Genomic DNA, 7,232 nt, shown 5'->3' with positions numbered 1-7,232 from the left:
CCCGCAGCACTTTCAGGAACTCCCGCATCCACGCCGGGTGGTCCGGCCAGGCGCGGGAGGAGACCAGGGTGCCGTCGACCACCGCCTCGGCGTCCTGGAAGTCCGCGCCGGCCGTCTGCATGTCCGGTTCCAGGGCCGGGTAGGCCGTCACCCGGCGGCCCCGCAGGGAGTCGACCGCGGCGGTGAGCAGCGGGCCGTGGCAGATCTGGGCCACGGGCTTGTCCGCGTCGAAGAACGCCTTGAGGATCTTGCGCAGCTCGGCGTCGTTGCGGAGGTACTCGGGCGCCCGGCCGCCGGGGATCACCAGGGCCGCGTACGCGCCGGGGTCGACCTCGGCGAACGCCAGGTCGGCGGGCCAGGTGTAGCCGGGCTTCTCGGTGTACGTGTCGTAGCCGGGTTCGAAGTCGTGGACGACGAAGCGGAGCGTCTTGCGGGAGGGGGCCGCTATGTGGACCTCGTAGCCTTCCTCGCGCAGCCGCTGGTAGGGGTAGAACACCTCCAGGGACTCCGCCGCGTCGCCGGTGACGATGAGGATCTTCGTGGGCATGTCGGCTCCTCGCAGACTCCGTGCGTGAGGGTGGGACTCGGGGTTCCGCGGTGGGACGCCGGGTCCCGCGGCGGACCTTGGCACCGTGCCCCCGGCCGGGCGCGCCTGCCAAGGGGGCCCGGTGCTTTTCAGAGTGCGGCGGCGGACGGGGGGACGCGACCGGATGACCCGGCGGCGGACGGCGCGCCGGTGGCCGGATACGTCACCGTCCCCGTCCCCACCGCTGTGCAGAACGTCAAACTTCACCACTCGGTTTTGTACACATGCGGCTCATGACGCGCCCCGGGGCAAGAGCGATAGCCTTGTGGCGTGATCAGCGCGATATCCCGCGGGGACGATCCTGTTCCCGCCCTGCGCCCGGGCTGCACGGCTTCTCTCCGTGACCGGGCGGCGGTCGCTGGTCTTCACGGGCGGGCCGGGGGCGCGGACGCCTCCGCGGCGCCGGGAACGGTCCGGGTCACGGCGGTGCCGAGAGCAGCGTCACACTCGCCCGGCGTCATGAAATTGGCCGAATTCTCCCCGCTCATCTCACCTCGCGGCATACCGTCGACAGTGACCGGACACCCCGGGACGTGGCGTTGTGTCGCAAGGGAAGAGACAGAACTTCCTTCTACGTCACGCAACGGCGCGCGACAGGAGCCAGAGGACAATGCAGACCAAGCTGGACGAAGCCAAGGCCGAGCTGCTCGAGAGGGCCGCCCGGGTAGCTGAGAACAGCCCGGTCGGGGGGCACCTACCGACCGGGACGACGAGCGAGGGCACCCCCGGCACCCCGGACAGCGAATCCGTGCTCGCGTTCCTCCAGCGCTACTACCTGCACACCGCCCCCGAGGACCTCGCCGACCGCGACCCGGTCGACGTCTTCGGCGCCGCGGTCTCGCACTACCGGCTCGCCGAGAACCGCCCGCAGGGCACCGCCAACGTGCGGGTGCACACCCCGACCGTGGAAGAGAACGGGTGGACGTGCAGCCACACCGTCGTGGAGGTCGTCACCGACGACATGCCCTTCCTCGTGGACTCGGTCACCAACGAGCTGACGCGGCAGGGGCGTGGCATCCACGTCGTCATCCACCCGCAGTTCGTGGTCCGCCGGGACCTGACCGGCAAGCTGCTCGAGGTGCTGCCGACCCCGCCCGTCGGCGACGACCTCCCGCACGACGCGCACGTCGAGTCCTGGATCCACGTCGAGATCGACCGGGAGACCGACCGCGCCGACCTGAAGCAGATCTCCGCCGACCTGCTGCGCGTGCTGTCCGACGTGCGCGAGGCCGTCGAGGACTGGGAGAAGATGCGGGACGCGGCGATCCGGATCGCCGACGGCCTGGAGGGCGAGCCCGCCCCCGCCGACCTGCCCCGCCCCGAGGTCGCGGAGGCCCGCGAGCTGATGCACTGGCTGGCCGCGGACCACTTCACCTTCCTCGGCTACCGCGAGTACCAGCTGCGCGACGACGACACGCTCGCCGCCGTGCCCGGCACCGGACTCGGCATACTGCGCTCGGACCCGCACCACGCCAAGGAGGACCAGCACCCGGTCAGCCCCTCCTTCGAGCGCCTCCCGGCCGACGCCCGCGCCAAGGCCCGCGAGCACAAGCTGCTGGTGCTGACCAAGGCCAACAGCCGGGCCACCGTGCACCGGCCGTCGTACCTGGACTACATCGGCGTCAAGAAGTTCGACGCGGACGGCAACGTCGTCGGCGAGCGCCGCTTCCTCGGCCTGTTCTCCTCCGCCGCCTACACCGAGTCCGTGCGCCGGGTGCCGGTGATCCGCCGCAAGGTGGACGAGGTGCTCGCCCGGGCCGGCTTCTCGCCGCACAGCCATGACGGCCGCGACCTGCTCCAGATCATGGAGACCTACCCGCGCGACGAGCTGTTCCAGACGCCGGTCGCCGAGCTCCAGGCCATCGTCACCAGCGTGCTCTACCTCCAGGAGCGCCGCCGGCTGCGGCTGTACCTGCGCCAGGACGAGTACGGCCGCTACTACTCGGCCCTCGTCTACCTCCCGCGCGACCGCTACACCACCGGCGTGCGCCTGCGGATCATCGACATCCTCAAGGAGGAGCTGGGCGGCACCAGCGTCGACTTCACCGCCTGGAACACCGAGTCGATCCTCTCCCGGCTGCACTTCGTGGTCCGCGTCCCGCAGGGCACCGAGCTGCCCGAGCTGTCGGACGCCGACAAGGAGCGCATCGAGGCCCGCCTGGTGGAGGCGGCCCGCTCCTGGGCCGACGCGTTCGCCGAGGCGCTGACCGCCGAGTGCGGCGAGGAGCGCGCGGCCGAGGTGCTGCGCCGCTACAACCACGCCTTCCCCGAGGGCTACAAGGCCGACCACAGCCCGCGGGCCGCCGTCGCCGACCTCGTCCACCTGGAGCAGCTGAGCGAGGAGAAGGCCTTCTCGCTGAGCCTGTACGAGCCGGTGGGCGCCGCGCCCGACGAGCGCCGGTTCAAGATCTACCAGAAGGGCGGCACGGTCTCGCTGTCCAAGGTGCTGCCGGTGCTGAGCCGGCTCGGCGTCGAGGTCACCGACGAGCGGCCGTACGAGATGCGCTGCGCCGACCGCACCACCGCCTGGATCTACGACTTCGGCCTGCGCATGCCGAAGTCGCTCGGCGGCGGCAACGGCGACTACCTGGGCGACGACGGCCGCGAGCGGTTCCAGGACGCGTTCGCCGCGACCTGGACCGGCAAGGCCGAGAACGACGGCTTCAACGCCCTCGTGCTCAGCGCCGGGCTGACCTGGCGGCAGGCGATGGTGCTGCGCGCCTACGCCAAGTACCTGCGGCAGGCCGGCTCGACCTTCTCCCAGGACTACATGGAGGACACCCTCCGCAACAACGTCCACACCACCCGGCTCCTGGTCTCCCTGTTCGAGGCCCGGATGTCCCCGGAGCGGCAGCAGGCCGGCGTGGAGATCACCGACGCCCTGCTGGAGGAGCTGGACGCGGCCCTGGAGCAGGTGGCCAGCCTGGACGAGGACCGCATCCTGCGGTCGTTCCTGACCGTGATCAAGGCGACCCTGCGCACGAACTTCTTCCAGGAGGGGCCGGGCGGCGAGCCGCACGACTACGTCTCCATGAAGTTCGACCCGCGGGCCATCCCGGACCTGCCCGCGCCGCGCCCGGCGTTCGAGATCTGGGTGTACTCGCCGCGGGTGGAGGGCGTGCACCTGCGCTTCGGCAAGGTCGCGCGCGGCGGTCTGCGCTGGTCGGACCGGCGCGAGGACTTCCGTACGGAGATCCTCGGCCTGGTCAAGGCGCAGATGGTGAAGAACACCGTGATCGTGCCGGTCGGCGCCAAGGGCGGCTTCGTCGCCAAGCAGCTGCCCGACCCGGGCGTGGACCGCGACGCCTGGCTGGCCGAGGGCATCGCCAGCTACAAGACGTTCATCTCGGCGCTGCTCGACATCACCGACAACATGGTGGCCGGCGAGGTCGTGCCGCCGCGCGACGTGGTCCGGCACGACGGCGACGACACCTACCTGGTGGTCGCCGCCGACAAGGGCACCGCGACCTTCTCCGACATCGCCAACGAGGTCGCGAACAGCTACGACTTCTGGCTCGGCGACGCCTTCGCCTCCGGCGGCTCGGCCGGCTACGACCACAAGGGCATGGGCATCACCGCGCGCGGCGCCTGGGAGTCCGTCAAGCGGCACTTCCGCGAGCTGGGCGTGGACACGCAGAGCGAGGACTTCACGGTCGTCGGCATCGGTGACATGTCCGGTGACGTGTTCGGCAACGGCATGCTGCTGTCGGAGCACATCCGCCTGGTCGCCGCCTTCGACCACCGGCACATCTTCATCGACCCGAACCCGGACGCGGCCACCTCCTACGCCGAGCGCCGCCGCCTGTTCGAGCTGCCCCGCTCCAGCTGGGCCGACTACGACACGAGCCTGCTGTCGGCGGGCGGCGGGATCTTCCCGCGCACCGCCAAGTCGATCCCGCTCAACAGCCACATCCGCGAGGCCCTCGGCATCGAGGGCAAGGTCGCCAAGATGACCCCGGCCGACCTGATGCGGACCATCCTCAAGGCGCCGGTGGACCTGCTGTGGAACGGCGGCATCGGCACGTACGTCAAGGCGTCGGCGGAGTCCAACGCCGACGTCGGCGACAAGGCCAACGACGCCATCCGCGTGGACGGCCAGGACCTGCGGGCCAAGGTCGTCGGCGAGGGCGGCAACCTGGGCCTGACCCAGCTCGGCCGGATCGAGTTCGCCCGGCAGGGCGGCAAGATCAACACCGACGCGATCGACAACAGCGCCGGTGTGGACACCTCCGACCACGAGGTGAACATCAAGATCCTGCTGAACGGCCTGGTCGCGGACGGCGACATGACCGTCAAGCAGCGCAACAAGCTGCTCGCCGAGATGACCGACGAGGTCGGCGCGCTCGTCCTGCGCAACAACTACGCGCAGAACACCGCCCTGGCCAACGCCCTGTTCCAGGCCAAGGACATGCTCCACGCCCAGCAGCGGTTCATCCGCCACCTGGTGCGCGAGGGCCACCTGGACCGGGCGCTGGAGTTCCTGCCGACCGACCGGCAGATCCGTGAACGCCTGGCCCAGAACCAGGGCCTGACCGGCCCGGAGACGGCCGTCGTCCTGGCGTACACGAAGATCACGGTGGCCGAGGAGCTGCTGCACACCTCGCTGCCGGACGACCCGTACCTGCGCGGTCTGCTGCACGCCTACTTCCCGACGGCGCTGCGCGAGCGGTTCGCCGACGCCATCGACAACCACCCGCTGCGCCGCGAGATCACCACCACCGTGCTGGTCAACGACACGGTCAACACGGGCGGTACGACGTATCTGCACCGGCTGCGCGAGGAGACCGGCGCCTCCCTGGAGGAGATCGTCCGGGCCCAGACCGCGGCCCGCGTGATCTTCGGCGCGGCACCGGTGTGGGACGCCGTCGAGGCGCTGGACAACAAGGTCGACGCGGCCGTGCAGACCCGCATCCGGCTGCACTCGCGCCGCCTGGTCGAGCGCGGCACGCGCTGGCTGCTGAACAACCGGCCGCAGCCGGTCCAGCTCGCCGAGACGGTGGAGTTCTTCGCCGACCGGGTCGAGCGGGTCTGGCAGGAGCTGCCGAAGCTGCTGCGCGGCGCGGACCTGGAGTGGTACCAGCACGTGTACGACGAGCTGTCCGCGGCCGGCGTCCCGGACGAGCTGGCGACCCGCGTGGCCGGCTTCTCCTCCGCCTTCCCGGCGCTCGACATCGTGTCGGTGGCCGACCGCATGGGCAAGGAGCCGCTGGACGTCGCCGAGGTGTACTACGACCTCGCCGACCGGCTGGACATCACCCAGCTCATGGACCGCATCATCGAGCTGCCCCGCACCGACCGCTGGCAGTCGATGGCCCGCGCCTCCATCCGCGAGGACCTGTACGCGGCGCACGCGGCCCTCACCGCGGACATCCTCGCGGTGGGCAACGGCACCTCGACGCCGGAGCAGCGGTTCGAGGCGTGGGAGCAGAAGAACGCGGCGCTGCTGAGCCGGGCCCGCACCACGCTGGACGAGATCCGCGGCTCGGACTCGTTCGACCTCGCCAACCTGTCGGTGGCGATGCGCACGATGCGGACGCTGCTGCGCACGCACTCGTAGTCCGCACGGCGGGAAGGACGCCCGGGGCCCGTGGTGGTCCCGGGCGTCCTTCGTTCGTCCGGGTGCGGGGACACGGACGGCGGTAGGGTCGGTGGATCATGCAGACCACGACATCCGACACCGAACCGGAGCGGCGTACGGCGGTGCCGCGCGGCCGGGTGGCCCGCGCCGGCCGGATCTCGGCGCAGGGCGCCGCCGCTCTGGTCCTGGTGCTGCTGCTCCTGGTCGTCGTGCGGCTGCCGTGGGCGGGCGACCTGGGCATGCACGCGGCCACGGTCGAGCGGCTGCGGCACAGCCTCGCGCATCCCGGCAACCCGCTGATCGACGCCGGCACGCCGAGCCCGTACTACTCGCCGTGGACACTGCTGCTCGGCGTCGTCGCCAGGCTGACCGGCCTGTCCGTCTTCGTGGTCCTGCGGCTCGCCGCGCTCGCCGGAGTGGCGCTGCTGGTGACGGGCGTCCACCGCTACGTCCGCACCCTCACCGCACACCGCGCCGCCCCCGCCCTGGCCCTGCTGAGCCTGCTGTTCCTGTGGGGTCCGGCGCTGTTCGCCTGGAGCGGCTTCCTCGGCCTGAACTCCCTGGCGCTCACGGTGTCGTACCCCAGCGTGTTCGCGCTCGGGCTCACCTTCCACTTCTGGGCCCTGCTGACCCGGGCGGCGCGCGGAGCGGCCGGGTGGGGCGCGGGGGCCGCGCCGGGGGTGCTGTGGGCGGGGATCCTGCTGTGCCACCAGTTCACCGGGGTGGTGGCGACGCTGGGCGGGCTGGCCGTGGTGGCCGGGGCCCGCCCGGCGCGCGCGACGCTGCTCCGCCTCGCCGCCGGACTGCTCCCCGGCCTGCTGGTGCTGTGGCTGTGGCCGTACTACGACTTCTTCGCGCTGTTCACCGCCGGCGGGGACCTGGAGGCGGTCCACCGGTCGCTGTACCGGGACCTGGCCGGGCGGTTCGGGTATGTGCTGCTCGGGGTGGCGGCGCTGGGGTTCCGGCTGCGCCGGGACCGCCGGGATCCGCTGGCCCTGTTCTTCCTCCTCGGCGTCCTGATGGTGGCGGCGGGCGGACTGACCGGCCACTACTCCTGGGGCCGCGCCC

2 protein-coding genes and 1 pseudogene are annotated in these 7,232 nt (G+C 71.5%); 2 read left to right on the top strand and 1 reads right to left on the bottom strand.

What is annotated here, in order from left to right:
- Positions 1–547 (bottom strand): DJ-1/PfpI family protein (locus H5J33_RS17805; protein WP_181795925.1); only part of this gene is annotated, 547 nt, incomplete at its 3' end.
- A gap of 649 nt (positions 548–1,196) precedes the next feature.
- On the opposite strand from H5J33_RS17805, the gene H5J33_RS17800 reads away from it, so the two are divergent.
- Both H5J33_RS17800 and H5J33_RS17795 read left to right on the top strand, forming a co-directional pair.
- Positions 1,197–6,143 (top strand): NAD-glutamate dehydrogenase, encoded by a 4,947-nt coding sequence (locus H5J33_RS17800; RefSeq protein WP_181795924.1) that lies wholly within the window; start codon positions 1,197–1,199, stop codon positions 6,141–6,143.
- Between the two features lie 98 nt (positions 6,144–6,241).
- Positions 6,242–7,232: pseudogene (locus H5J33_RS17795) on the top strand (hypothetical protein); the annotation flags it as partial.

The organism is Streptomyces sp. WELS2, assembly GCF_013870595.1.
Taxonomy (GTDB): Bacteria; Actinomycetota; Actinomycetes; order Streptomycetales; family Streptomycetaceae; genus Streptomyces.
This window is presented reverse-complemented; position numbering and strand designations above follow the sequence as displayed.

Excerpts from the sequence above, each read along its gene's own strand:
- H5J33_RS17800 (WP_181795924.1), top strand. The coding sequence starts at position 1,197 with ATGCAGACCAAGCTGGACGAAGCCAAGGCCGAGCTGCTCGAGAGGGCC.